The sequence below is a fragment of the Clostridium sp. DFI.1.208 genome (assembly GCF_024463855.1).
In the GTDB taxonomy this organism is placed as follows: Bacteria; Bacillota_I; Bacilli_A; order Erysipelotrichales; family Erysipelotrichaceae; genus Clostridium_AQ.
In genome coordinates, this window is sequence record NZ_JANGCA010000275.1 from 1 (window position 1) to 286 (window position 286).

At 44.8% G+C, this 286-nt stretch carries 1 pseudogene; it reads left to right on the plus strand.

Features of this window, described 5'->3' with window-relative positions:
• Positions 1-229: pseudogene (locus tag NE665_RS24350) on the plus strand (class I fructose-bisphosphate aldolase); the annotation flags it as partial.
• Between the last annotated feature and the right edge of the window lie 57 nt (positions 230-286).

The window sequence follows — 286 nt, forward strand, 5'->3', positions numbered from 1 at the left end:
CGACTTTTACAGCGAGCTGATGGAGGACCCGCACGTTCTTCGCATTGTCGCATTATCCGGCGGATATACAAGAGATGAAGCAAATGAAAAACTGGCAAGAAATCCTGGTCTGATTGCGAGCTTCTCCCGGGCATTATCGCAGGGGCTTTGTGTGACACAGAGTGATGAGGAATTTGATTCTTTACTGAAAATCTCTATCCAATCAATTTATGATGCCAGCATTACCTGAAAGACATGGTCTGCACATGAAGCAATCGCGAAAGGGCTTTTAATTAACGTAGGATTG